This is a genomic window from Pseudomonas tohonis (assembly GCF_012767755.2).
GTDB lineage: Bacteria > Pseudomonadota > Gammaproteobacteria > Pseudomonadales > Pseudomonadaceae > Metapseudomonas > Metapseudomonas tohonis.
This window is the reverse complement of record NZ_AP023189.1, coordinates 602307-626740: the sequence shown is the minus strand read 5'-3', so window position 1 is coordinate 626740 and position 24434 is coordinate 602307. Positions and strand designations below refer to the sequence as shown.

General features: G+C 67.8%; 24 protein-coding genes and 1 riboswitch. Of the genes, 14 read left to right on the top strand and 10 right to left on the bottom strand.

Annotated elements, in window-relative coordinates:
* The first annotated feature begins 415 nt into the window (after nucleotides 1-415).
* A complete protein-coding gene (locus HSX14_RS02925) occupies nucleotides 416-1105 on the top strand; it encodes a polysaccharide lyase family 7 protein (protein ID WP_173174986.1) in 690 nt (229 codons plus the stop codon).
* 79 nt (nucleotides 1106-1184) lie between these two features.
* On the opposite strand, the gene fba is transcribed toward HSX14_RS02925, so the two are convergent.
* The 7 genes from fba to HSX14_RS02890 form a co-directional block, all read right to left on the bottom strand.
* Nucleotides 1185-2249 carry a class II fructose-bisphosphate aldolase gene (gene fba, locus HSX14_RS02920; RefSeq protein ID WP_173174988.1) on the bottom strand — a complete coding sequence of 355 codons (1065 nt, stop codon included), beginning with the start codon at nucleotides 2247-2249 and terminating at the stop codon, nucleotides 1185-1187.
* Between the two features lie 150 nt (nucleotides 2250-2399).
* Complete coding sequence (locus HSX14_RS02915) at nucleotides 2400-2717, bottom strand: MliC family protein (RefSeq protein WP_173174991.1); 318 nt, start codon at nucleotides 2715-2717, stop codon at nucleotides 2400-2402.
* A gap of 42 nt (nucleotides 2718-2759) precedes the next feature.
* The gene (locus tag HSX14_RS02910; protein ID WP_173174993.1) at nucleotides 2760-2954 is read right to left on the bottom strand and encodes a hypothetical protein; all 195 of its coding nucleotides are present in this window, start codon (nucleotides 2952-2954) and stop codon (nucleotides 2760-2762) included.
* 68 nt (nucleotides 2955-3022) lie between these two features.
* Nucleotides 3023-4186 carry a phosphoglycerate kinase gene (locus HSX14_RS02905; RefSeq protein WP_173174995.1) on the bottom strand — a complete coding sequence of 388 codons (1164 nt, stop codon included), beginning with the start codon at nucleotides 4184-4186 and terminating at the stop codon, nucleotides 3023-3025.
* 4 nt (nucleotides 4187-4190) lie between these two features.
* Nucleotides 4191-5258: an erythrose-4-phosphate dehydrogenase gene (gene epd / locus HSX14_RS02900; RefSeq protein ID WP_173174997.1), complete on the bottom strand. Its 1068-nt coding sequence runs from the start codon at nucleotides 5256-5258 to the stop codon at nucleotides 4191-4193.
* An 89-nt stretch (nucleotides 5259-5347) separates the two neighbouring features.
* Nucleotides 5348-7345 carry a transketolase gene (gene tkt, locus HSX14_RS02895; protein ID WP_173174999.1) on the bottom strand — a complete coding sequence of 666 codons (1998 nt, stop codon included), beginning with the start codon at nucleotides 7343-7345 and terminating at the stop codon, nucleotides 5348-5350.
* Between the two features lie 113 nt (nucleotides 7346-7458).
* A complete protein-coding gene (locus HSX14_RS02890; RefSeq protein ID WP_173175001.1) occupies nucleotides 7459-8592 on the bottom strand; it encodes a TDT family transporter in 1134 nt (377 codons plus the stop codon).
* A 106-nt stretch (nucleotides 8593-8698) separates the two neighbouring features.
* Between HSX14_RS02890 and HSX14_RS02885 the strand changes: the two genes are divergently transcribed.
* The 5 genes from HSX14_RS02885 to ligB all read left to right on the top strand — a co-directional run bounded on the left by HSX14_RS02885 (nucleotide 8699) and on the right by ligB (nucleotide 14369).
* Complete coding sequence (locus HSX14_RS02885) at nucleotides 8699-9580, top strand: LysR family transcriptional regulator (protein ID WP_173175003.1); 882 nt, start codon at nucleotides 8699-8701, stop codon at nucleotides 9578-9580.
* A gap of 76 nt (nucleotides 9581-9656) precedes the next feature.
* Complete coding sequence (locus tag HSX14_RS02880) at nucleotides 9657-10661, top strand: ArsR/SmtB family transcription factor (protein ID WP_173175004.1); 1005 nt, start codon at nucleotides 9657-9659, stop codon at nucleotides 10659-10661.
* A gap of 12 nt (nucleotides 10662-10673) precedes the next feature.
* Nucleotides 10674-11864, top strand: a complete 1191-nt coding sequence (gene metK, locus HSX14_RS02875; RefSeq protein WP_173175006.1) for a methionine adenosyltransferase — start codon at nucleotides 10674-10676, stop codon at nucleotides 11862-11864.
* Nucleotides 11865-12106: 242 nt separating this feature from the next.
* Nucleotides 12107-12370 (top strand): hypothetical protein, encoded by a 264-nt coding sequence (locus HSX14_RS02870; protein WP_173175008.1) that lies wholly within the window; start codon nucleotides 12107-12109, stop codon nucleotides 12368-12370.
* 295 nt (nucleotides 12371-12665) lie between these two features.
* Entirely contained in the window at nucleotides 12666-14369 is a 1704-nt protein-coding gene (gene ligB / locus HSX14_RS02865; RefSeq protein WP_173175010.1) for an NAD-dependent DNA ligase LigB, read from the top strand.
* On the opposite strand, the gene HSX14_RS02860 is transcribed toward ligB, so the two are convergent.
* Nucleotides 14363-14812 carry a c-type cytochrome gene (locus tag HSX14_RS02860; protein WP_173175012.1) on the bottom strand — a complete coding sequence of 150 codons (450 nt, stop codon included), beginning with the start codon at nucleotides 14810-14812 and terminating at the stop codon, nucleotides 14363-14365. The genes ligB and HSX14_RS02860 overlap by 7 nt on opposite strands.
* Before the next feature lie 173 nt (nucleotides 14813-14985).
* Between HSX14_RS02860 and HSX14_RS02855 the strand changes: the two genes are divergently transcribed.
* Nucleotides 14986-15372: a DUF1090 domain-containing protein gene (locus HSX14_RS02855; RefSeq protein ID WP_173175014.1), complete on the top strand. Its 387-nt coding sequence runs from the start codon at nucleotides 14986-14988 to the stop codon at nucleotides 15370-15372.
* A gap of 16 nt (nucleotides 15373-15388) precedes the next feature.
* Here the strand turns inward: HSX14_RS02855 and HSX14_RS02850 are convergent, their stop codons facing one another.
* The gene (locus HSX14_RS02850; RefSeq protein WP_173175016.1) at nucleotides 15389-15775 is read right to left on the bottom strand and encodes an MAPEG family protein; all 387 of its coding nucleotides are present in this window, start codon (nucleotides 15773-15775) and stop codon (nucleotides 15389-15391) included.
* Between the two features lie 164 nt (nucleotides 15776-15939).
* On the opposite strand from HSX14_RS02850, the gene HSX14_RS02845 reads away from it, so the two are divergent.
* Together HSX14_RS02845 and HSX14_RS31385 are read left to right on the top strand one after the other, a co-directional pair.
* Nucleotides 15940-16539 carry a LemA family protein gene (locus tag HSX14_RS02845; protein WP_173175018.1) on the top strand — a complete coding sequence of 200 codons (600 nt, stop codon included), beginning with the start codon at nucleotides 15940-15942 and terminating at the stop codon, nucleotides 16537-16539.
* A gap of 2 nt (nucleotides 16540-16541) precedes the next feature.
* The gene (locus HSX14_RS31385; protein ID WP_173175020.1) at nucleotides 16542-17450 is read left to right on the top strand and encodes a TPM domain-containing protein; all 909 of its coding nucleotides are present in this window, start codon (nucleotides 16542-16544) and stop codon (nucleotides 17448-17450) included.
* 3 nt (nucleotides 17451-17453) lie between these two features.
* Here HSX14_RS31385 and HSX14_RS02835 read toward each other — a convergent pair whose 3' ends face one another.
* Complete coding sequence (locus tag HSX14_RS02835) at nucleotides 17454-17843, bottom strand: acyl-CoA thioesterase (protein ID WP_173175022.1); 390 nt, start codon at nucleotides 17841-17843, stop codon at nucleotides 17454-17456.
* A 178-nt stretch (nucleotides 17844-18021) separates the two neighbouring features.
* Nucleotides 18022-18115: riboswitch (S-adenosyl-L-homocysteine riboswitch) on the top strand.
* A 21-nt stretch (nucleotides 18116-18136) separates the two neighbouring features.
* Here HSX14_RS02835 and ahcY point away from each other — a divergent pair.
* The 5 genes from ahcY (at nucleotide 18137) to HSX14_RS02810 (ending at nucleotide 24326) form a co-directional block, all read left to right on the top strand.
* Complete coding sequence (gene ahcY / locus HSX14_RS02830; RefSeq protein ID WP_173175024.1) at nucleotides 18137-19546, top strand: adenosylhomocysteinase; 1410 nt, start codon at nucleotides 18137-18139, stop codon at nucleotides 19544-19546.
* A 92-nt stretch (nucleotides 19547-19638) separates the two neighbouring features.
* Nucleotides 19639-20484: a methylenetetrahydrofolate reductase [NAD(P)H] gene (gene metF / locus HSX14_RS02825; RefSeq protein WP_173175026.1), complete on the top strand. Its 846-nt coding sequence runs from the start codon at nucleotides 19639-19641 to the stop codon at nucleotides 20482-20484.
* 52 nt (nucleotides 20485-20536) lie between these two features.
* A complete protein-coding gene (locus HSX14_RS02820) occupies nucleotides 20537-22762 on the top strand; it encodes a PA5441 family protein (RefSeq protein ID WP_173175028.1) in 2226 nt (741 codons plus the stop codon).
* A 7-nt stretch (nucleotides 22763-22769) separates the two neighbouring features.
* Nucleotides 22770-23486, top strand: coding sequence for a DUF3142 domain-containing protein (locus HSX14_RS02815; RefSeq protein WP_173175030.1), 717 nt, complete (start codon nucleotides 22770-22772; stop codon nucleotides 23484-23486).
* Between the two features lie 60 nt (nucleotides 23487-23546).
* Nucleotides 23547-24326, top strand: coding sequence for a substrate-binding periplasmic protein (locus tag HSX14_RS02810; RefSeq protein WP_173175032.1), 780 nt, complete (start codon nucleotides 23547-23549; stop codon nucleotides 24324-24326).
* The last annotated feature ends 108 nt before the right edge of the window (nucleotides 24327-24434 follow it).

The following is a 24434-nucleotide window of genomic DNA, read 5'->3' as shown; positions in this document are numbered from 1 at the left end:
TCATCGGATGCCCTCGAAGCACCTGCCCGCCCCCAGCGGAACGGGGCTGCCGCTGCGCTTACGGAAAAATGACGCCAATGATTCGGCGCAAGCCGCATTCCACCTGAGGGCGGCATTCCGGACATGAACCACCTGGTTAGTTTTGGCGATTGCACCTTGATGGCAAAGCCCGTTCCAGACGGCTTTTTGACAGGCCCGACGGCGACGATCGGTGATTAACAAGGGGCTTGCGCAGCCCTATAAAGCGTTCCGCGAGACGGCGTAAATGCCTTCGGACGACACGGCAGCCCCCCCCTGCCACTACCTAGCTTTCACTTTTAGTTCGTGTGCAGTTGGCCGGATGCCGCAGTAAGTGATTACGTCTCGTGGATGAGATAGCACCCGACTGAAAGTTCTCTTAGAGAACTCAGTCAAAATGATCGATCTCGGAACCTGGAACCTCACCATCCCCGTCGGCAGCCCTTCGGTGACCATCGAAACCCCCGCCCTGATGGGTGGCTATCAGGACAACTACTTCAAGGCGGCCAACGGCACCCTGTTCTTCTGGACCCCGGTGAACGGCAGCGCCACCGCCAACGCCGTCTACCCGCGCAGCGAGCTGCGCGAGACCTACGCCGACGGCAAGCTGCGCAACTGGACCTACGGTGCCGCCGACAACTACATGAGCGCCAACCTGGCGGTGGGCCAGGTCCCGTCCACGGGCAAGATCGTGATCGGCCAGATCCATGCCTACGGCAGCACCAGTCCGCTGCTCAAGCTGGAGTACCAGTTCAAGACCAAGACCGGCACCGGCAACATCGTCGCCAAGGTGCGCAACACCCCGAGCGACGAGGCCGGTGCGGTGGTCACCCTGCTCAGCGGCGTGAAGCTCAACCAGCGCTTCACCTACGTCATCAACATGTCGCCCACCGGGCAGCTGAGCATCCTGGTCAACAGCACGATGTTCACCCAGCAGCTGGACCCCACCTGGGCGCCCAAGCCGCTGTACTTCAAGGCCGGGGTCTATGCCCAGGACAACGTCGGCGAGGCCACCGAAGCCGGCAGCGCCACCTTCTACAACCTGAAGCTCGAGCACCGGGCCCTGGCAAGCAGCACCGCCCAGTAAGGACGCCGCATGCGGGTTCCAGGCCCCGGAAAGCAGAAAGCCCCGCGAATGCGGGGCTTTCCGTTTACAGCGCCAGAACTCAGTTGACCTTGGCGGTCAGCTCGCCCTTGGCGTAGCGCTGGTACATGCCTTCGAGGGAGATCGGCTTGATCTTCGAGGCGTTGCCGGCGGTGCCGAAGGCTTCGTAGCGGGCGATGCAGATATCACGCATGGCGACGATGGTCTTGGCGAAGAACTTGCGCGGGTCGAACTCGCTCGGCTGCTCGGCCATCATGCGGCGGATGGCACCGGTGGAGGCCAGGCGCAGGTCGGTGTCGATGTTGACCTTGCGCACGCCGTGCTTGATGCCTTCGACGATCTCCTCGACCGGCACGCCGTAGGTCTCCTTGATGTCGCCGCCGAATTCGTTGATCACCTTTAGCCACTCCTGCGGCACCGAAGAGGAGCCGTGCATCACCAGGTGGGTGTTGGGGATGCGCTTGTGGATCTCCTTGATGCGCTCGATGGAGAGCACGTCGCCAGTCGGCGGCTTGGTGAACTTGTAGGCGCCGTGGCTGGTGCCGATGGCGATGGCCAGGGCGTCGACCTGGGTCTTCTTGACGAAGTCCGCGGCCTCTTCCGGGTCGGTCAGCAGTTGGCTGTGGTCCAGCACGCCCTCGGCACCGACGCCGTCTTCCTCGCCGGCCATGCCGGTTTCCAGGCTGCCCAGGCAGCCCAGCTCGCCTTCCACCGACACGCCGCAGGCGTGCGCGAAGGCCACGGTCTGCTGGGTCACGCGGACGTTGTATTCGTAGTCGGCCGGGGTCTTGCCGTCTTCACGCAGGGAACCGTCCATCATCACCGAGGAGAAGCCCAGCTGGATGGAGCGCTGGCAGACGTCCGGGCTGGTGCCGTGGTCCTGGTGCATGCACACCGGGATGTGCGGGAATTCTTCGATGGCCGCCAGGATCAGGTGGCGCAGGAAAGGCGCGCCGGCGTATTTGCGGGCACCGGCGGAAGCCTGGACGATCACCGGGGAATCGGTCTTGTCGGCCGCTTCCATGATGGCGCGCATCTGTTCCAGGTTGTTGACGTTGAAGGCCGGTACGCCGTAGCCGAATTCGGCGGCGTGGTCCAGCATCTGGCGCATGCTGATGAGTGCCATGGTGTTTCAGTCTCCCGAGTGGGTGGGCATTCGAAATGCGAAGCCTGCCGCAGGGGCAGGCCAGGTTCAAGTTCCATGAAGGACGGCGAGCGTCCTCCCGTAAAAACCGGCCGGCGATGACGCCGGCCCGGTGCAATCATCGGCGCCGGTTCAGGGCGCCTTGCAGCCGCGACCGATCAGGTCATCGGTGGCGACCCAGTACACCAGCCCCTCGTCACCCTTGGTGTGGAAGGCCAGGCGGCTGTCGCTATAGAGCGCGCCGGACCCCGAAGGTTCTTGCTTGAGGCGGTAGACGATATCGCCGCCACCCAGACGCAGGTCCACTTGCTCCCGGTCGGCGTCGACGAAGCGCCACAGCACCTCGGCCTGGCTGTCGCAGACCCAGCGGGTCCAGTCGTCAGCCGGCGCCTGAGCGCCCGCACAACCGCCCAGCGCCAACAGCGCCGCAAGGGCGAACATGCCTTTCATCCCTTCACTCCCTTGGCCAGAAGGCCGTTCACCCATCGAGGGTCATGGACAGTGCCGTTCCTGGCTGCCGTTGACGGTCGGATCACCGCTGCTCTGGGCCTCGACGCGCTGGTCGTCCTGGGATTGCGGCAGGACGACCTGGGGCGGGCTCAACACCTCGCAAGTGGCGGGGGAAGAACCACCCGCACAACCGGTGAGCATCGCGAACAACGACAGCAGGATCAGGTTGGTACGCATGGCGGCAACTCCTTTTCTCGGGTCCTGTTCAAGGGACCACGGGCCGCCGCCATGGTTTAGCCGCTATTTCAGGCCTTGGCGCGCTGTTCCAGCACGTCCACGGCCGGCAGGACCTTGCCCTCGACGAACTCGAGGAAAGCGCCGCCGCCAGTGGAAATATAGGAGATGCGCTCGCCGACGCCGTACTTGTCGATGGCCGCCAGGGTGTCGCCACCGCCAGCGATGGAGAAGGCCGGGCTCTCGGCGATGGCCTGGGCCAGCACCTGGGTGCCGTTGCCGAACTGGTCGAACTCGAAGACGCCGACCGGGCCGTTCCAGAGGATGGTCTTCGATGACTTCAGCAGCTCGGCGAACTGGGCGGCGGTCTGCGGGCCGATGTCGAGGATCATGTCGTCGTCGGCGACGTCGGCGATGGCCTTGACGGTGGCTTCGGCGGTCTCGGCGAATTCCTTGGCGACCACCACGTCCACCGGCAGCGGCACGCTGACCTTGGCGGCGATGGCGCGGGCGGTATCCAGCAGGTCGGCCTCGTGCAGCGACTTGCCGACCTTGTAGCCGGCCGCGGCGAGGAAGGTGTTGGCGATGCCGCCACCGACGATCAGCTGGTCGCAGATCTGGCTCAGGGAGTTGAGCACGTCGAGCTTGGTGGAGACCTTGGAGCCGGCGACGATGGCGGCCATCGGGCGGGCCGGATTGCCCAGGGCCTTGCCGAGGGCGTCCAGTTCGGCGGCCAGCAGCGGGCCGGCGGCGGCGACCTTGGCGAACTTGGCCACGCCGTGGGTCGAGCCCTCGGCGCGGTGGGCGGTGCCGAAGGCGTCCATCACGAACACGTCGCACAGCGCGGCGTACTTCTGCGCCAGCTCGTCGGCGTTCTTCTTCTCGCCCTTGTTGAAGCGCACGTTCTCGAACAGCACCACCTGGCCGGGGGCGACGTCGACGCCGTCCAGGTAGTCGGCCACCAGCGGCACGTCGCGGCCCAGGGCCTTGGCCAGGTAGTCGGCGACCGGCTTGAGGCTGTTCTCCTCGGAGAACTCGCCTTCGGTGGGACGACCCAGGTGCGAGCAGACCATCACCGCCGCGCCCTTCTCCAGTGCCAGCTTGATGGTCGGCAGGGAGGCGAGGATGCGCGCATCGCTCTTCACGACACCGTCCTTCACCGGGACGTTGAGGTCTTCGCGGATCAGTACGCGCTTACCCTGGAGGTCGAGGTCGGTCATTTTCAACACGGTCATGGGGTCAGTCCTTCACGGGGCTGGATGTTGTGGAAACAGCGGAAACCCGCAGGTAGTGGCCTGCGGTGTCGAGCATGCGGTTGGCGAAGCCCCACTCGTTGTCGAACCAGGCCAGCAGGTTGACCAGGCGCGGCCCGGACACGCGGGTCTGGCTGCCGTCGACGATGGCGGAATGGGGATCGTGATTGAAATCGCAGCTGGCGTGGGGCAGCTCGGTGTAGGCCAGCAGGCCCTTGAGCGGGCCGCTTTCGGCGGCCTCGCGCAGCACGCGGTTGATCTCGGCGGCACTGGTGTCGCGGGCGGTCTGCAGGGTGATGTCCAGGCAGGACACGTTCACCGTCGGCACGCGGATGGCCTTGGCCTGGATGCGCCCGGTCAGTTCCGGCAGCAGGCGCTCGATGCCCCGGGCCAGCCCGGTGGAGACCGGGATCACCGACTGGAAGGCCGAGCGCGTGCGGCGCAGGTCCTCGTGGTGATAGGCGTCGATTACCGGCTGGTCGTTCATCGCGGAGTGGATGGTGGTGATGGAGACGTATTCCAGACCCACGGACTCGTCGAGAAGTTTCAGCAAGGGCACGCCGCAGTTGGTGGTGCAGGAGGCGTTGGAGACCAGGGTCTCGGTGCCGAGGAGGCTGTCCTGGTTGACGCCGTAGACGATGGTGGCGTCGATGTCCGCCTCGCTGGCCATCGGCTGGGAGAACAGCACGCGTGGCGCGCCGGCGCGCAGGAAGCGCTCGGCCTGGGCGCGGTTGGTGTACTGGCCGGAGCACTCGAGCACCAGGTCGACGCCCAGCGCCGCCCAGTCGATGCCCTCGGGCGCCGGGTTGCGCAGCACCTTCACGCAGTCGCCGTTGATGTGCAGGCAATCGCCGTCGACCTTCACGTCCCCCGGGAAGCGGCCATGGGTGGAGTCGAAGCGCGTCAGGTACTCGATGCTGGCCTGGTCGGCCAGGTCATTGAGGGCGACGATCTCGAAGCCATCACGCCCGCCACGCTCATGCAGCGCACGCAGGACGCAACGACCGATACGGCCGTAGCCGTTCAGGGCAACGCGGAAACGAGGATTGGACATAGCCGCAAGCCGCAAGCGGCAAGCTGCAAGTCAGGCGGCGGCAGAGGGGCTCTCGCTTGCCGCTTGAGGCTTGCAGCTTGCAGCTGGCGTCAGTCCTCCAGCAATTCTTCAGCGGTGGCGACGATGTTCTCGACGGTGAAGCCGAAGTGTTCGAACAGGGCCGGGGCCGGGGCGGATTCGCCGAAGCTGGTCATGCCGATCACGCGGCCTTCCAGGCCCACGTACTTGTACCAGTAGTCGGCGTGGGCGGCTTCGATGGCGATGCGCGCACCGACTTCCAGCGGCAGCACGGATTGCTTGTAGGCGGCATCCTGCTGGTCGAACAGGCTGGTGGACGGCATGGAGACGACGCGCACCTTGCGGCCGGCGGCGCTCAGTTGCTCGAAGGCCTGTACCGCCAGGCCGACTTCGGAGCCGGTGGCGATGAGGATCAGCTCGGGCTCGCCGTCGCAGTCCTTGAGCACGTAGCCGCCACGGGCGATGTTGGCCAGCTGGGCCGCATCGCGCGCCTGGTGGGGCAGGTTCTGGCGGGAGAAGATCAGCGCGCTTGGGCCGTCGTTGCGCTCGATGGCAGCCTTCCAGGCCACGGCGGATTCCACCGCGTCGGCGGGGCGCCAGGTGTCCAGGTTCGGGGTCGAACGCAGGCTGGCCAGTTGCTCGATGGGCTGGTGGGTCGGGCCGTCCTCGCCCAGGCCGATGGAGTCGTGGGTGAAGACATAGAGCACGCGCTGCTTCATCAGCGCGGACATGCGCACGGCGTTGCGGGCGTATTCCATGAAGATCAGGAAGGTCGCGCCGTAGGGGATGAAGCCGCCGTGCAGGGCAACGCCGTTCATGATGGCGCTCATGCCGAACTCGCGGACGCCGTAGAACAGGTAGTTGCCGGCGGCATCCTCGGCGGAGACGCCCTTGCAGCCTTTCCACAGGGTCAGGTTGGAGCCGGCCAGGTCGGCGGAGCCGCCGAGGAACTCGGGCAGCAGCGGGCCGAAGGCGTTCAGGGCGTTCTGGCTGGCCTTGCGGCTGGCGATGGTCTCGCCCTTGGCGGCGACATCGGCGATGTAGGCGGCGGCCTGCTCGGCGAAGTCGGCAGGCAGCTCGCCCTTGATGCGGCGCTGGAATTCGGCGGCCAGCTCGGGGTGGGCGGCGGCGTAGGCGGCAAAGCGCTCGTTCCAGGCGGCTTCACGAGCGGCGCCGGCTTCCTTGGCGCTCCACTCGGCGTAGATGTCGGCCGGGATCTCGAAGGGCGCGTGGCTCCAGCCCAGGTTGGCGCGGGTCAGGGCGATCTCGTCGTTGCCCAGGGCAGCGCCGTGGCACTCTTCCTTGCCCTGCTTGTTGGGCGAACCGAAGCCGATGATGGTCTTGCAGCAGATCAGGGTCGGTTGCGCGCTCTTGCGGGCGGTCTCGATGGCGGTGCGGATCTCGTCGGCGTCATGGCCGTCGACATTGCGGATCACCTGCCAGCCGTAGGCTTCGAAGCGCTTCGGGGTGTCGTCGGTGAACCAGCCATGGACCTCGCCGTCAATGGAGATGCCGTTGTCGTCGTAGAAGGCGATCAGCTTGCCCAGGCCCAGGGTGCCGGCCAGGGAGCAGACCTCGTGGGAGATGCCTTCCATCATGCAGCCGTCGCCCAGGAAGGCGTAGGTGTAGTGGTCGACGATCTCGTGGCCTTCACGGTTGAACTGCGCACCCAGCACCTTTTCGGCGAGAGCGAAGCCCACGGCGTTGGCGATGCCCTGGCCCAGCGGGCCGGTGGTGGTCTCGACGCCGGCGGTGTAGCCGTATTCCGGGTGGCCAGGGGTGCGGCTGTGCAGCTGGCGGAAGTTCTTCAGGTCATCGACCGTGACGTCGTAGCCGGTGAGGTGCAGCAGCGAGTAGATCAGCATCGAGCCGTGGCCGTTGGACAGCACGAAACGGTCGCGGTCGGCCCACTGCGGGTTGTTCGGGTTGTGCTGCAGGTAGTCCCGCCACAGCACTTCGGCGATATCGGCCATGCCCATCGGGGCGCCGGGGTGGCCGCTGTTGGCTTTCTGCACCGCATCCATGCTGAGGGCACGAATGGCATTGGCACGCTCACGACGGCTGGGCATCGCTGATCTCCTGCGGGTCTGAAAAGACGCTGAACGAAAAAAGGCGACTATTTTCGCCCAGCGGGCAGGTTTCGGGCAATGACAGATGGTCGAAGATGCGCCCTCGCCCGTTTTCAGCCCCGCGCCGGGCCCCCCAGGGTGCACAGGCAGGGCGCGCGGAACAGCTCGCCATGCCAGATGCCGGCCAGGGTGCGACGCATCACCAGGGCCCAGACGGTGGCCAGTTGCAGCGCCAGCAGGGTACCGATGGCACCGAAGAACGCCAGGCCGGTCTGGCGCTGCAACTCGAAGGTGGCCAGGGCGAACACCCCGAGCGGGAAGGTGAAGCCCCACCAGCCGAGGTTGAAGGCCATGCGCTGGCGGATGTAGCGACGGGTGAACAGGCAGGCCGTGACCAGCCACCAGAGGCCCGCCCCCCAGAGCACCAGGCCGCCCACCAGGCCGATGGCCGGCAGCAGCTCGGCCACGCCCTGCAAGGGCGAGCCGGCGAACGCAGCGGGCGCGGCGCGGCCCAGCGCCAGCAGCCCCAGGCACCCGGTGGCCAGCGGCCCCAGGGGCAACCAGCTGGTGGCGGCGAAATCGGTATCGGGCAGCTTGTGCAGCGCCAGGCGCAGCAGCACCAGGGTGATCAGGGAAAAGGCCAGAGCCATCGACAGGCCCCACAGCAGGTAGCCCATCACCAGCAGCAGGCGGGCATCGCCGGCCTCCAGGTGTGGGGCGATGACGCCGGCACTGGCGGCCGCCACCTCGGGCGCGACGATGGGCAGCAGCCAGACGGCGGTGAGCTTCTCCAGCGCGTGCTCCTGGCGGGTGAACATCAGGTAGGGCACCAGCAGCGCCGCCCCCAGGGCCAGCGCCACATCCAGCCACCAGAGGGCGTGGGCGACGGCATGGGCGGTCTCGCCCCAGCGCGGACCGCCATAGAGCACCAGACCGTTGACCAGGGTCGCCAACCCCATGGGGATGGCGCCGAGGAACATCGACTGCACCGGGTGCGCCAGCATCGGCGCGACGGTATCCGGGTGCAGCAGCAGGCGGGCCACGAACAGCCCGGCGCAGGCCGCGAACAGCAGGGCATTGAACAGCCACAGCACCTCGCCGAGGCGATGCAGCGCCGGCACCTGCCAGGGCAGGGCGCCCAGCACCAGCGCCAGTACGCCGGTGCCCATGGTCACGGCGAACCAGCCGGGAATGAAGTGGCGAACCAGGGCGCGCGGTTCGACGAGTCGGGAAAGGGGACGAGGCATGATGGCTCCGGTCGGGTGGACCCGTTGCAGAAGATGACTGCACGGTAAACCCCGGGCGTGCTATACGAAAAATACATCCTCGATATGTAAGGCATGCCTTTCATTTATGAATCTTCACCACCTCAAGGTGTTCCTCGCCGTCGCCGAGAGCGGCAGCATCAGCGCCGGCGCCGAGCGCCTGCACATCAGCCAGCCGGCGGTCACCCGCGAAGTGCGCGAGCTGGAGGCGCGCCTGGGAATCCCCCTCTTCGATCGCCAGCCACGCGGCGTGACCCTCACCGAAGGCGGCCTGCGCCTACACCGTTATGCACAACGCATCTTCGCCCTCGAACAGGCGGCCGAAGCGGACCTGCGCAGCTTCGCCGGGCTCGATGACGGTGAGTTGCGCCTGGGCGCCAGCGCCACCCTGGGCAGCTACCTGCTGCCGGACCTGATCGCCCGCTTCCACGCCCGCCATCCGGAGATCCGCGTCGACCTGCAGGTGAGCAACACCCGCGAGATCACCCAGGCACTGGCCGACGAACGCATCGCCCTGGGCTTCGTCGAAGGCGACTTCGATCGCGCGAGCCATGCCTTCAGCCTCCTGGAGCGCGACCGCCTGCTGCCCGTCTGCGGTCCCGGCCACCCCCTGGCGACCCGGGGCCGCCTGCACGCGGCCGAGCTGGCCGACCAGGCGCTGTACCTGCGCGAGGAAGGCTCCGGCACCCGCGCCAGCATCGAGCAGGCCTACGCCCGCCAGGGCCTGGAGGCACGCCCGCGCATGGCCATCGCCAGCACCGAGGCGCTGAAACGCCTGGTGCGCGACGGCCAGGGCATCGCCTGGCTGTCGCAGCGGGTCATCGAGGACGATCTTGCCGCCGGCCGCCTGCAGGCACTCGAGGTGCACGACCTGCGTATCGAGCGTGAGATGCACCTGCTCTGGCACCCCACGCGCACCCTGAGCCCCGCGCCGGCCGCCTTCCTCGCGATGATCCTGGACAAAAAATAACCACCCATCGGCAATATCAAAACTTTTTGATATTGCCGTTGCGAGCCGCAGGAGCGGGGACTAGACTGCGCCACCTATGAACCTGCGCGTACCCCAGATCCGCCACGACGACTGCGACGAGCTGGCCGCCCTGTGCAAGGCCGGGGGCGACCCGCTGCGCCTGAACGTGCTGCGTGCCCTGGCCAACGATTCGTTCGGGGTGCTGGAGCTGGCGCAGATCTTCGCCATCGGCCAGTCCGGCATGAGCCACCACCTCAAGGTGCTGTCCCAGGCCGGGCTGGTGGCCACGCGCCGCGAAGGCAACGCGATCTTCTATCGCCGCGCCATCGCCCAGGGCGATCGCCTGGGCGGCACCCTGCACGGGGCGCTGCTGGAGGAGGTCGATGCACTGCATCTGCCGCCGGATGTGCAGGCGCGGATCGCCGAGGTCCATGCCCAGCGCGAGGCGGTGAGCCGCGAGTTCTTCGCCCGCTCGGCGGAGAAGTTCCAGGCCCAGCAGGACCTGATCGCCGGCCTGCCGCAGTACCGCGACAGCGTGCTGGCCCTGCTGGACGCGCTGAACCTGCCGGCCGGCGCCTGCGCGCTGGAAGTGGGCCCGGGCGACGGGGGCTTCCTCCCCGACCTGGCCCGGCGCTTCGCCCGCGTCACCGCGCTGGACAACAGCCCGGCGATGCTGGAACTGGCACGCAACCGCTGCGCTGCCGAAGGACTGGGCAACGTCGAGCTCAAGCTCGCCGACGCCCTGGATGACGAACACGAGGCCGCCGACTGCGTGGTGCTGAACATGGTCCTGCACCATTTCGCCGCCCCGGCCGAGGCCCTGAAGCAGCTGGCCCGCCACCTCCTTCCGGGTGGCAGCCTGCTGATCACCGAGTTGTGCAGCCACAACCAGAGCTGGGCCAGGGAGGCCTGCGGCGATCTCTGGCTCGGCTTCGAACAGGACGACCTGGCCCAGTGGGCCGCCGCAGCAGGGCTTGCGCCCGGCGAGAGCCTCTACATTGGTTTAAGAAACGGCTTTCAGATTCAGGTACGGCACTTCGCCAAGCCGGATTCGCGAAGCGACCTCACCCACCGGTATTAAAGGAACCGTTAGATGAGCGAATACTCCCTCTTTACCTCCGAGTCCGTGTCCGAAGGCCATCCGGACAAGATCGCCGACCAGATCTCCGATGCCGTCCTCGACGCCATCATCGAGCAGGACAAGCACGCCCGCGTGGCCGTGGAAACCCTGGTCAAGACCGGCGTCGCCATCGTCGCCGGCGAAGTCACCACCAGCGCCTGGGTCGACCTCGAGCAGATCGTCCGCGACGTCATCTGCGACATCGGCTACACCAGCTCCGACGTCGGCTTCGACGGCGCCACCTGCGGCGTGATGAACATCATTGGCAAGCAGTCCCCCGACATCAACCAGGGTGTCGACCGCGCCAAGCCGGAAGACCAGGGTGCCGGCGACCAGGGCCTGATGTTCGGCTACGCCAGCAACGAGACCGACGTGCTGATGCCGGCCCCGATCCGCTTCTCCCACGCCCTGGTCGAGCGCCAGGCCGAGGCCCGCAAGTCCGGCCTGCTGCCGTGGCTGCGCCCGGACGCCAAGTCCCAGGTCACCTGCCAGTATGAGAACGGCAAGGTCGTCGGTATCGACGCCGTGGTGCTGTCCACCCAGCACAACCCCGAGGTCTCGCTGCCTGACCTGCGCGAAGCGGTGATGGAGCTGATCATCAAGCACGCCCTGCCGGCCGAATTGCTGCACAAGGGCACCCAGTTCCACATCAACCCGACCGGCAACTTCGTGATCGGTGGCCCGGTGGGCGACTGCGGCCTGACCGGCCGCAAGATCATCGTCGACTCCTACGGCGGCATGGCCCGCCACGGTGGCGGCGCCTTCTCCGGCAAGGACCCGTCCAAGGTCGACCGCTCCGCTGCCTACGCCGGCCGCTACGTGGCCAAGAACATCGTCGCCGCCGGCCTGGCCGAGCGTTGCGAGATCCAGGTCTCCTACGCCATCGGCGTGGCCGAGCCCACCTCCATCTCGATAAACACCTTCGGCACCCACAAGATCGCCGAAGAGAAGATCATCAAGCTGGTGCGCGACGTGTTCGACCTGCGTCCCTACGCGATCACCAAGATGCTCGACCTGCTCCACCCGATGTACCGCGACACCGCGGCCTACGGTCACTTCGGCCGTACCCCGGAGCAGAAGACCGTCGGCAACGACACCTTCAGCACCTTCACCTGGGAGAAGACCGACAAGGTCGACGCCCTGCGTGCCGCCGCCGGCCTGTAAGGCCCACGCGACACGAAAAGCCCGGCCCTGTGCCGGGCTTTTTCATGGGCGGCCTTCAGCCTCCCCGCCCCTGCCGGCAGAGGCGCGATAGCCATTCGCCGCATTCGTGAATCGGTCGAGCTTTCCCCTGCCCCTCCAGAGGGGCGCCGCTGCTAGAATCCGCGCCCTCTCGCCCCTCCCTCACGGATGACTCGAGCGCCCGGGGCGAGCAAGCATTGGCGCTGGAGCCCAAGGAGATACCCATGCGCATCACCTCCATTCTTCCCGCAGCCCTCTTCGCAGCCCTGTTCGCCGTCCAGGCGCAGGCCGTCGACCTGGGCAACCCCCTGGGCGACAAGCTCAACAAGGGCTGCGAGGAAAAGAGCGCGGAAGCACAGGCCAAGCTGGACGAGGCCAAGAAGGAACAGAACGGCCTGGGCGCCAGCCTGCTCGGCTCGGTGGCCGACAAGGCCGAGAAGCAGCTGTCCGAAGGCTGCGAGAAGCTCGACCAAGCCAACAAGGGCTGAGCAGAGGGGGCCGGCGAGAGTCGGCCCCACCTGTAGGACGCCGCCGCACGCCCCCTTCCCCCTCGCAGCGCCAGCCCGTCGAATCCATCGCATTGGCGCATTCCCCCTTGCCGTCGCAGCACAGGGCAGGGGCCCCCGCTCCCGCCAGCCACCTGCCCACCCCGGCGCCGCACCGCCCTCCCACCTGCCAGGGTCCCGCCCAGGGCCCGGCGGTTCGCGAGCGCGATGACGCCGCACAGGGTGTATTCCTGCGTCCCCCGGGCATGGAGCCCGGATCGTTCGCACGGAGGCCCGCATGCCCAACCCCCTGTCTACCCACCTGCTTGCCCTGATCCTCGGCCTGCCCGGCATAGCCCTGGCCGCCGACGATTGTCCGCCCTGGAGCGATGCCCGCGCCAAGCGCGAACTGCACGCCCTGCATGAACAGCTGTCGGGCTGGGAGCACAGCTACCACCGCGACCGCCTCTCGCCGGTCCCCGACGAGATCTACGACCAGGTGCGTTCGCGCTTCGCCGAACTGCGCCAGTGCTTCCCCCAGGCCGAGGCGCAGGAAACGCAGCCCCTGTCGACGGTGGGCGGCAAGCACACGCACCCCGTCGCCCAGACCGGCCTCGACAAGCTGGAGGACGCCAAGGCGCTGCGCGCCTGGATGCGCGGCCGCGACGACCTCTGGGTGCAGCCCAAGGTGGACGGCGTGGCGGTGACCCTGGTCTACCGCGGCGGCCGCCTGCAGCAAGCCATCAGCCGTGGCGATGGCGAGCGCGGCGAAGACTGGACGGCCAACGCCCGGCGCATCCCGGCCATCCCCGAGCGCCTCGCCGACCCGGGCGACCTGGTGCTGCAGGGCGAACTCTACTGGTCGCTGCCCGGGCACGTGCAGGCGCAGGCCGGAGGGCGCGGCGCACGGGGCAGGGTCGCCGGGTTGATGGCCAGGCAGCACCTGGCGGATGAGGAGGCCCGCGGCATCGGGCTGTTCGTCTGGGACTGGCCCGGCGGCCCCGGCGGCATGCTGCAACGCCTGGACGGGCTGACCCGCCTGGGCTTCGCCGACACCCAGCGCCATACCCTGCCGGTGCGAAGCGCCGACCAGGTGGCGCACTGGCGCGAGCACTGGTATCGCAGCGGCCTGCCTTTCGCCAGCGATGGCGTGGTGGTCCGCCAGGGCGTGGTGCCCGCCGCACGCAACTGGGAAGCACGACCGCCGCACTGGGCCATCGCCTGGAAGTACCCCTTCGCCCAGGCCCTGGCCGAGGTGCGGCGGGTGGAATTTCTGGTCGGCCGCACCGGGCGCATCACCCCGCGCCTGCTGCTCTCGCCCGTGACGCTGGAGGACCGGCGCATCCAGCGGGTCAGCCTGGGTTCCCTGGAGCACTGGCGCGAGCTGGATATCCGCCCCGGCGACCAGGTCGCCGTCGCCCTGGCCGGGCTGACCATCCCGCGCCTGGAGTCGGTGGTGCTGCGGGCAGGCGAGCGCGTGGAACTGGAGGTGCCGGACCCGACCGCCCTGCACGCCCTGAGCTGCTGGCACCCGACGCCCGGCTGCGAGGCGCAGTTCCGTGCACGCCTGGAGTGGCTGTCCGGCAGCGGTGGCCTGGCGATGCGCGGCGTCGGCCCCGGTACCTGGGAGCGGCTGCTGGCGGCCGGCAGGATGGAAGGTCTGCTGGACTGGCTGGAGCTGGAAGAAGAAGAGTTGGCCAGGCTACCGGGCTTCGCTCACCGCAATGCCCGGCGCTTCCGGGAGGCGGCGGCCGAGGCCAGGCGGCAACCCTTCGCCCGCTGGCTGAAGGCCCTCGGCCTGCCGCCCAGCGGCAACGCCGACCTGGAGGGCGGCTGGGAGAAACTGGCCGCCCGTTCGGAGGCGCAATGGCAAGCCGTGCCAGGCCTGGGCCCCGAGCGCGCGCGACAGCTGCGGGCGTTTTTCCACCACCCGGAAGTCCAGGCGCTGCAAGAGCGCCTGGCGAAAGCACAGGTGGATGGCTTCGGGGCCGCGCCTCAGTAGGCGCGGAATTCCTTGTGGCACGCCTCGCAGGCGTCCTCGGCCTTCTGCACCAGCGGAGCCATGGCGTCCGGGTCCAGGGGGCGCTTCGCCGTGGCGGCGGCCAGTTGGCCGGTAGCGGCTTCCAGCTCGCGGGCCAGGCTCTGGAAACGCTCCTGGCGCTGCCAGACGTCATCACGGGCGTCGCTGTCGCCTTCGTCACGCACCTTGGGGAAGTGCTGCCAGGGCTCATGGGACAGCTGGTCGAGCTTCACCGCGTTCTCGGCGAACTTCTGCTCGTTGAACTCGACGCGGCCACGCAGCATGCCGCCGAGATCCTCGCTGGTGTGCAGCATCTGCTTGAAGATCGCCTGGCGCTTGCCCAGCGGCGAATTGGGGTCGACGCCACCGCAGGCGGCGAGAGTCAGGCAGGCGCAAAGCAGGGTCAGGACGGTCGTTCTTTTCATGGCGGATCACGGGGTGCTGCGACGGGCGGGGCGCACAGTATCGATAGATGCCCGGCAAATACCAAGGGTGGCGACAGTTTGTCGCAGATCATGGAAAGCCCGATCAGCCACGTGGGACGGCGCATCCGCGGTCACAATGCAGGCGACCGACACCATCCAATCGAGGTAGACCCATGCGCCATTGCACTGCACTCCTGCTCACCGCCGGCCTGGCCCTGGCGGGCATCGCCCACGCGACCGAGGCGCCGCCCACCGGCTGCGCGGCGAAGCGCCAGGCCCTCGAAGCCCGCATCGAGCAGGCGCGCGCCCATGGCAACGAGGCCCAGGTGGCCGGGCTGCAAAGGGCCCTGACACGCGTCCGGACCTACTGCACCGACGACGGCCTGCGCCAGGACCGCGAAGCCGCCGTCGAGAAGCGTCGCGCCGAGGTGCGGGAGCGCGAGGCCGAGCTCCGCGAAGCCCGGGCCAAGGGCGATGCCGGCAAGATCGCCAAGCGCGAGGCCAAGCTGGCCGAGGCCCGTCGCGAATTGAACGCCGCCGAGGCGCAGCTGCAACGCTGAGCCCCGGCGCGACCGATCAGGCGGCGACGAAGAAGAAGCTGGCGATCAGCCCCATGCCGGCGAACCAGACCAGCGAGCGCAACGCCGCCCAGTCGGCCAGGTAGCAGATGAAGTAGGCGATGCGGCTGGCCACGAAGGCGATGGCCAGGGCATCCAGCGTCCCCTGCTCGGCACCCCCGGCGAGATGACCGATGACCACGGCGATGGCGAATGCCGGGGTGACCTCGAAGGCGTTGAGCTGGGCGTTGTTGGCACGCTTGCGCCAGCCTTCGAGCCCGGCGAGGAAGGTGCGCGGATCATGGTTCTGCCGAGGGCCGAAATCGCCTCCGGTGAACTTCGCCGCAGCGGTGGACAGGTAGGGCAGGAACAGCGCGATCAGCACGCACCAGTAGGCGAGGGTCATGGGGGCTCCAAGGACGAAGGTTGAGCGTAGAGCCTGGTGATTCCGACGTTCGGCGTCCATGGCCGCCGAAAACGTGGCGATCGGCACATCGGCCAATGGCCACGATTGTCCGCAGGGCGCATCGCCTGTACTAATGCGTGTTTTTCATGGACGAGAAAACTCCCATGCCTCGATTCGCCATCCTCCTGATTTCCCTGTTGCTGCTCAGCGGCTGTGGCTACAACGCCATGCAGAGCGCCGACGAGCAGGTCAAGGCCGACTGGGCCGAGGTGCTCAACCAGTACCAGCGCCGCGCCGACCTGATCCCCAACCTGGTCAGCACCGTGCAGGGCTACGCGGCCCATGAACAGGCCGTGCTCGCCCAGGTCAGCGACGCCCGCGCGCGGGTCGGCAGCGTCCACCTCGATGCCGGCCAGCTCACGGACGAGCAGGCGGTGAAGAACTTCCAGAATGCCCAGGGCCAGCTCAGCTCGGCGCTCTCGCGCCTGCTCGCGGTGAGCGAGAACTACCCGCAGCTCAAGGCCGACGGCCTGTTCCAGGACCTGCTGGCGCAGCTGGAGGGCACCGAGAACCGCATCACCGTGGCGCGTTCGCGCTACGTCAAGGCCGTGCAGGCCTACAACGTGCTGGTGCGCCAGTTCCCCGGCAACCTGACCGCCATGGCTTTCGGCTACGAGCCCAAGGCCAGCTTCAGCGTCGCCAACGAGGCGGAGGTCTCGGTCGCACCCAAGGTCGATTTCACCACCCCGCATCGCGAGGGCTGACCATGCGCGCCGCACTGCTCACCCTGCTGCTGGTGCTGGCCGGCTCCTGCTTCGCCGCCGCACAGCCGGTGCCGGCCCTCAAGCAGCGGGTCACCGACCTCACCGCCACCCTGGACGCCAGCCAGGGGGCCGCCCTCGAAGACCGGCTCGCCGCGCTGGAGAAGGAAAAAGGCGCCCAGATCGCGGTGCTGATCATCCCCAGTACCGGCGAGGAAAGCATCGAGGCCTATGCCATCCGCGTGTTCGAGCAGTGGAAGCTCGGGCGCAAGGGCGTGGACGACGGCATCCTGCTGCTGGTGGCCAAGGACGACCGCGCGCTGCGCATCGAGGTGGGTTACGGGCTGGAGGGCGCGGTGACCGACGTGCTGGCCTCGCGCATCATCCGCGAGCGCATCACCCCGGCCTTCCGTGAGGGGGATTTCTTCGGCGGCATCCAGGCCGGCACCGATGCCCTCTCGGGCCTGGTGCGCGGCGAGACGCTGCCGGAGCCGGTTGGCGGCAACCGCCAGCCGGACACCATCAACCTGTTCAGCCTGGTGCTGTTCTTCGCCCAGTTCTTCGTCGCACCGGCCCTGGTCAAGCGCATTCCCAGGCCCTGGGCGCGGCAGCACAGCGTGCAGCGCTACTTCTCCTGCGTCGGCCTGGTGACGGGGGCGACCCTGGCGTATTGCCTGGTCACCCTCACACCCATCGACCTGCTGCTGTTCTTCACCCTCACGGCGGGCTTCATCGGCCTGTTCGTGTTCATCTTCACCGTCGCGCCGCTGTCGACCTGGCAGTTCAGCGTCGGCTCGGGCTCCTCCGGCAGTTCGTCGGACAGCAGCTCGAGCAGCTCGTCCGGCAGCTCCGGCGGCGGCTTCAGCGGTGGCGGTGGTTCCAGCGGCGGTGGCGGAGCCTCCGGCCGCTGGTAGCGGTCAATCCTTGAACTGGTCGCGTATGTAGGTGATCTCCGTCTTGCCGTGCGGCGCGGGCTTGCCGTCCTCGCCCAGGTTGACGAAGACCATGCGGTCGATGGTGAGGATGCTCTTGCGGGTGATCTTGTTGCGCACCTCGCAACGCATGGTCATGGAGGTGCGGCCGAACTCGGTGGCGGTGATGCCCAGCTCGATGATGTCGCTCTGGCGGGCCGAGCTGACGAAGTTGATCTCCGACATCATCTTGGTCACCACGCGCTGGCTGCCGAGCTGGATGATGGCGTAGATCGCCGCCTCCTCGTCGATCCACTTCAGCAGGCTGCCGCCGAAGAGGGTGCCGTTGGGGTTGAGGTCCTCGGGCTTGACCCATTTGCGCGTATGGAAATTCATGCGTCCTTCTCCTTGCGTCGATGACGCCGGGGATGATGGCAGAGGCCCGACGCGCTGTCCCCGCAACGAAATCGATCACCCTGATAGTTCGCGCGCCGGACGACGGAAAACCTTGGGCAGATCGCCTCGCGCAGCTATAATCCCCCGGCTTCACGCGGCCACCGGCCGCGCCCGCCACCTGTCCGAGGGGCGCTGCAGCAGGCCTGTTCTCCAAGGGGTCTGTCAGGCTCGGATGGGGCGTTATCCAAACGCATCAACGGCGCCCATTCGCACACAACGAATGGAGAGTACGCATGAGCGCTGTCATCACGCCTGCCGATTTCAACGATTACAAGGTCGCCGACATTTCCCTGGCCGCCTGGGGCCGTCGCGAGCTGATCATCGCCGAGTCCGAAATGCCCGCCCTGATGGGCCTGCGTCGCAAGTACGCGGCCAGCCAACCGCTCAAGGGCGCGAAGATCCTCGGCTGCATCCACATGACCATCCAGACCGGCGTGCTGATCGAGACGCTGACCGCCCTGGGCGCGGAAGTCCGCTGGTCGTCCTGCAACATCTTCTCCACCCAGGACCAGGCCGCTGCTGCCATCGCCGCCGCCGGCATCCCGGTGTTCGCCTGGAAAGGCGAGACCGAGCAGGAGTACGAGTGGTGCATCGAGCAGACCATCCTCAAGGACGGCCAGCCCTGGGACGCCAACATGGTGCTGGACGACGGCGGTGACCTGACCGAGATCCTGCACAAGAAATACCCGCAGATGCTCGAGCGCATCCACGGCGTGACCGAAGAGACCACCACCGGTGTGCACCGTCTGCTCGACATGCTCAAGGCCGGCACCCTGAAAGTCCCGGCGATCAACGTCAACGACGCCGTGACCAAGAGCAAGAACGACAACAAGTACGGCTGCCGCCACAGCCTGAACGACGCCATCAAGCGCGGCACCGACCACCTGCTGTCGGGCAAGCAGGCCCTGGTGATCGGCTACGGCGACGTGGGCAAGGGCTCCGCCCAGTCCCTGCGCCAGGAAGGCATGATCGTCAAGGTTTCCGAGATCGACCCGATCTGCGCCATGCAGGCCTGCATGGACGGCTTCGAGCTGGTCTCCCCCTACAAGAACGGCATCAATGACGGCACCGAAGCCAGCGTCGACGCCGCCCTGCTGGGCAAGATCGACCTGATCGTCACCACCACCGGCAACGTCAACGTCTGCGACGCCGGCATGCTCAAGGCCCTGAAGAAACGCGCCGTGGTGTGCAACATCGGTCACTTCGACAACGAGATCGACACCGCCTTCATGCGCAAGAACTGGGCCTGGGAAGAGGTCAAGCCGCAGGTGCACAAGGTCCACCGCACCGGCGCCGGCAGCTTCGATCCGGCCAACGACGACTACCTGATCCTGCTGGCCGAAGGCCGCCTGGTGAACCTGGGCAACGCCACCGGCCACCCGAGCCGCATCATGGACGGCTCCTTCGCCAACCAGGTGCTGGCGCAGATCTTCCTGTTCGAACAGAAGTTCGCCGACCTCTCCGCCGAGAAGAAAGCCGAGCGCCTGACCGTGGAAGTACTGCCGAAGAAACTGGACGAGGAAGTGGCGCTGGAAATGGTCAAGGGCTTCGGTGGCGTAGTCACCCAGCTGACCAAGCAGCAGGCCGACTACATCGGCGTCGACGCCTCCGGCCCGTTCAAGCCGGACAGCTATCGCTACTAACCAATAAAGCCAGAAGCTAGAAGCTGGAAGCCAAGCACGCAGGTGCTCCCACTTCCGGCTTCGAGCTTACGGCTTCAAGCTTGGAACTCTTCATGTCTCAAGAACGCCGCTACAGCTTCGAGTTCTTCCCTACCAAGACCGAAGCCGGGCATGAAAAACTGCTGAACACCGCGCGTCAGCTGGCCACCTACAAGCCGGACTTCTTCTCCTGCACCTACGGTGCCGGTGGCTCGACCCGCGACCGTACCCTCAACACCGTGCTGCAGCTCGATGGCGACGTGAAGGTGCCGACCGCGCCGCACCTCTCCTGCGTCGGCGACAGCAAGGCCGACCTGCGCAGCCTGCTCGAGCAGTACAAGGCCGCCGGCATCACGCGCATCGTCGCGCTGCGCGGCGACCTGCCCTCGGGCATGGGCATGGCCAGCGGCGAGCTGCGCCACGCCAACGAACTGGTCGAGTTCATCCGCGCCGAGACGGGCGATCACTTCCACATCGAAGTCGCCGCCTACCCGGAAGTACACCCCCAGGCACGCAACTTCGAAGACGACCTGGCCAACTTCGCCCGCAAGGCGAAAGCCGGCGCCGACAGCGCCATCACCCAGTACTTCTTCAGCGCCGACTGCTACTTCTACTTCGTCGACCGCGTACGCAAGCTGGGCGTGGACCTGCCGATCGTCCCGGGCATCATGCCGATCACCAACTACAGCAAGCTGGCGCGCTTCTCCGATGCCTGCGGCGCCGAGATCCCGCGCTGGGTCCGCAAGCAGCTGGAAGCCTACGGCGACGACCTGGAAAGCATCCAGGCCTTCGGCGAGCAGGTGGTCAGCGAGATGTGCGAGCGCCTGCTCCAGGGTGGCGCACCGGGGCTGCACTTCTACACCCTGAACCAGGCCGAACCCAGCCTGGCCATCTGGAACAACCTCAAACTGCCACGTTGAGGCGAAGGGCCGGCGGCAGGATGCGCCGGCCCCTTCACTCAAGGAAGACACCATGAAGACCACCCTCCGCCTCGCCCCGCTCGCCCTCCTGATCGGCTGCGCCAGCCCCAGCGCCTTCGCCAGCTTCGACTTCGTCTGCAGCCCGACCTGGGCCATCGCCGGCGACCAGCTGATGGGGTGCAGCAACCTGCCCTTCCTCAGCCCCGGCAACGACAGCCGCGCCAACCTGCAGTTGCTGCTGGCCGACGCCGGCCGCCTGCGCCTGCCGGAGACGCTGAAGTCCACCAGCGGCTACGAGGACGGCTACGCCCAGGTGCCCTTCACCCTAGAGATGCTCGACCCGGCCAATGCCGAGGCGGCCGCCAGCGAGAACGGCGGTGAAAGCGCGGAAGGCGAAGCCGGGGATGCCGAGGCCGAGCAGAAGGACCTGCGCAAGGAGAACCTCTCCCTGGCGCTCGAGCAACTGGGCGTGGAGCTGGGCGAGACCGACCTGGCCGAGCACTACTTCGCCGAAGGCGAAGGCAATCGCTGCCGCAGCAACGACTTCGACAGCGCCCATGCCTTCGTCGACCAACTGGCCGGCACCGAGGCGCTTTCGGCCGGCGAGCGCAAGGCGCTGGCCGACAGCCGCGTCAACCTGCTCACCGTCTGCGGCGAGGGCGACCCGCAACCCGAAGACGTGCTGCCCGCCGGGACCCTGCTCACCTCCCCCGTCGCCCAGGCCTTCGCCAGCTACCTGGCCGGTGCCGACGCGTTCTACCGGGGCGACTTCGCCGGCGCCCGTCAGCAGTTCACCGGCCTCGCCAGCAGCGAGCAGCCCTGGCTCAAGGAAACCGCCCTGTACATGCAGGCGCGCGTGGAGCTGAACCAGGCCCAGCAGGACGCCTTCGACGAGTACGGCATCCCCGACCTGGCCAAGATCGACCGCAACGCCATGGCCAGCGCCGAGTCCGGCCTCAAGGCCTACCTGCAGGCCTACCCCGAAGGGCTCTACCACGCCTCCGCGCGCGGCCTGCTGCGCAAGGTCTACTGGCTGCTGGACGACCCGCGCAAGTTCGCCGCCGAGTACGCCTGGCAGTTCGCCCAGGACGAGGACAGCGCCCAGCGCAACATGAGCGGCCGCGCGCTGATCGAGGAGCTCGACGTCAAGCTGCTGCCGGCGCTCAAGCCCGAGGACGTGCAGGACCCGACCCTGCTCGCGGTGATGGACCTGATCCGCCTGCGCAAGCCCGGCAGCGAGCTCAGCCCGAGCATCAGCCTGGAGCAGTTGCAGGCGCAGAAGCAGCGCTTCGCCAGCCAACCCGGCCTGCACGACTACCTCGTCGCGGCCTGGCACTTCTACCGCGGTGGCGATGCCGCCAAGGCCCTGGCGGCCCTGCCCGCCGGCGACACCCAGGCACCCATGGGCCTGCTGGTTTTCAGCCAGGAAACCCTGCGTGGCCTGGCACTGGAAGCCACCGGCAAACCCGACGCGGCGCGCGAGCTCTGGCTGCAGCTGCTGTCCCGCCAGCCGTCCGCGCTGCAGCGCGGCCAGCTCGAACTGGCCCTGGCGCTGAACCTGTCGCGCACTGGCAAGGTGGCCGAGATCTTCGCCGCCGACTCGCCCATCCGCACCGCGCCGATCCGCGAGATCGTCCTGCGCAACCTCGCCTCCGCCGACCTGCTGCGCCAGCAGGCCAAGGATGGCGCCGCGCCCGCCGCCGAGCGTGACACCGCCCTGTTCACCCTGCTCTACAAGGAGCTGGTGTTCGGCGACTACGCCCACTTCCAGCAAGACCTCGCCCTGCTGCCCAGCCCGGCGCCCAAGGTAGAGGAAGGCGCCACCTGGGCCCTCGGCCGCTTCGCCTGGGCCGGCCAGTCCGGCGCCGGCGAGTACGCCTGCCCATCGCTGGCCAAGGTCGCCGGGCGGCTGCAGGAGAACGACGGCGACGGCCTGGCACTCAACTGCCTGGGCGATTTCATCCGCACCAACGGCCTGGATGGTTTCAGCCTCAACGACCAGCCGCCGAAGGACGAGCTGGGCGGCTCGACCACCGACTTCCCCGGCTCGCCCTGGTCGCGCCTGGCCGGCTACCAGCGGACCATCGACGACCCCCACGCCAGCGCCGACGAAATGGCCTATGCGCTATTCCGCGCGGTGAACTGCTTCGCCCCCGCCGGCTACAACACCTGCGACGGCCAGGACATCGCCAAGTCCCAGCGCAAGCAGTGGTTCCAGGACCTGAAGAAGAACTACCCGGGCAACCCCTGGGCGCAGAAGCTCAAGTACTACTGGTAAGCAACGCGTGATCGCCAGGGCACTGGCCCTGCTGCTGGCCCTGGCGATCCTTCCCGGCCTCGCCGGGGAGCGGGTGGATGCCGCCGACTACGACGCCTTCTGGGTCTGGAGCGGCGTGCGTTCCCAGGCGGTGCTGGCCGAGGCGCGCACACTCTACATCCTCCAGGGCCAGATCGACGGGCCGCGCCAGAGCGGCGACCCGCAGGCGCGCTTCATCGCCCAGGGCATGGCGGTGCCGCGCCTGTCGCAAGGCGAGGTCTGGGTGGTGTACCGCGCCCATACCCTGCGCTGGACCGAGCCCGTCTACGCCACCCTTCTCGCCCAGCTCGAGCGCTGGCGCCGCGCGGGCAACCCGGTGGTCGGCGTGCAGATCGACTTCGACGCCCGCACCCTGCACCTGGACGGCTACGCCGATTTCCTCGAGCAGCTGCGCCAGCGCCTGCCCCGCCAGTACCGCCTCGGCATCACCGGGCTGCTCGACTGGGGCAGCAACGGCGACCCGGCGGTGCTCAACCGCCTGGGCAAGGTGCTCGACGAGGTGGTGGTACAGACCTACCAGGGCCGCCACAGCATCCCCGACAACGCCCGCTACCTGCCCCGCGTCGCCAGGCTGCAGCTGCCCTACCGCATCGGCCTGGTCCAGGGCGGCGAATGGAAGGCCCCGGAGTACCTGGAAGACAGCCCCTGGTTCCGCGGCTACGTGGTGTTCCTGCTCAATCCCTGAACCATCGAGGCCCGGCGGCGATCACTTCCCAGCCTGGAGGGCGCCGCGTATTCTGGCCCTATGCCAGCATTCCGCCGCCTCCTCGCCCTGCTGCTGATCGCCTGCCTCGGCCCCCTTGCCCAGGCGGGGCCGCTGCGCATCGTCACGGACCCCTGGGCGCCCTACGTGTTCGAAGAGGACGGCCAGGCACGCGGCCTGGACCTTGGCGCCGCCGAGGAAGTGTTCCGCCGCCTGGGCGTGCAGGTGCAGTGGCAGTTCATGCCCTGGAAGCGCTGCCTCACCGAGATGGAGAACGGCCAGGCCGACGCGATCCTGGACATCTTCATGACCGCCGAACGCCGCACGCTCATGCATTTCGCCGAGGAGCCGCTGTCGCATACCGAGTTCGTGCTCTTCTACGACCGCTCGCGGCCCTACCCCTTCACGGGCCTGCAGGATCTGCAGGGCCTGAAGGTCGGCGTCTCGCCCGGCTACTGGTATGGCGACACGGCCTTCCGCACCTCGCCGCTGTTCACCCGCGAGCCCGCCCCCAGCCACGAGGCCAACTTCGGCAAGCTGGTGCGCGACCGCGTCGACCTGGTGGTCAACGACCGCCGCGCCGGGCTCTACCTCGCCGAACGGCTGGGGCTGTCGCGACAGATCGCCCACCATCCCCTGGCCGTGGGCGAGGACGCCCTCTACATCGCCTTCCGCCGGGCTCCGGAACTGCAGGAGCTGGCCCGGCGCTTCGCCGAGGAGTTGCGCCGTTTCAAAGAGGAGCCGGGCTACGCCGCGCTGCAGGCGCGTTACCTCGCGCCCGGCCAGGCGGTCGCGGCGCGAACGCCGTTGAGCAGTCGATAGGCTGCACGCCGGAAATGCTCTGTTATACTCCCGGCTCCCGCCAGGCATACGCCCGGATGTTGGCCCCCCAGGCCAGCAGGACCGGACGGGAATCGCGCCTCCCCGCTG